Origin of the sequence: Glycomyces sp. TRM65418 (assembly GCF_019710475.1) — a bacterium.
In the GTDB taxonomy this organism is placed as follows: Bacteria; Actinomycetota; Actinomycetes; order Mycobacteriales; family Micromonosporaceae; genus Glycomyces.
Genome location: NZ_JAJFAX010000027.1, coordinates 1 through 755 on the forward strand (window position 1 = coordinate 1; position 755 = coordinate 755).

At 66.1% G+C, this 755-nt stretch carries 1 protein-coding gene; it reads right to left on the minus strand.

Going from position 1 to position 755, the window contains the following annotated elements:
- On the minus strand, window positions 1-741 hold a 741-nt coding region (locus K3N28_RS23170; RefSeq protein ID WP_228095272.1), incomplete at its 3' end, for a hypothetical protein.
- Window positions 742-755: the final 14 nt, after the last annotated feature.

Here is a 755-nt window from a genome sequence, read left to right on the forward strand (position 1 = left end):
GAGGAGTTGGTGGAGGGCTTCGGCGTGCCGGTTGGGGGCGGCCGGGAGAGCGCCGTCGGCGTCCTGTTCTTCCTGCCTGGGGGGTGGGGAGGTGGTCTTGAGGTACTTGTCGAGGAGTCTCCCGGTCTCGTTGGAGAGTTCGCCGGAGAGGTGCCACATGCCGTTGCCGGTTTCGGCGATCGTGATCCATTGGAGGGATTGCTCGCCCAGGCTTGCAAGGAGTGCGGTCTCTTCGGCCAGGTTCGCGGTCAGCTCGTCGAGGTGTCGTTGGAGGTCTTTGAAGGGGGCGTGGGTGCAGTACTGGGCGATGAGGTGTTCGGGGGTGGGGCAGGTGACCGAAGCATCGAAGGGGGAGGCGACCGGGGCCTGGAAGGGGGTGCGGGCGAATAGGCGCATGGCGGGGGTTTTGTCGAGTTGGCGGAGGGCGTAGGCGATCTGGTCGATCCGGGCCTGCCCGCTCGTCGCCGCCTGGGCCAGGATCTGGAATTTCCTGGAGAGTCTGGCGATGGCGGCGATGGAGGAGGCGGTGTTGTAGGTGAAGTCGAATTGGGACAGGAGTAGGTCGCGGAGGGCGGAGAAGCCGAAGGCGGTGCGGTGGAGGTGCTGTTCCTGCATCGCGATCACTGCCGACAGGACCTGGGCGTGCTGGGTGTTGATGAGATCAGCGGCCGCATCGAGGGTGGATCGGATGGCTCGCGCTTGGGAGTGGTTGTCGGTCCCGGTGAGTGCTGCGGCGGCCATCGGATCACCCCCCT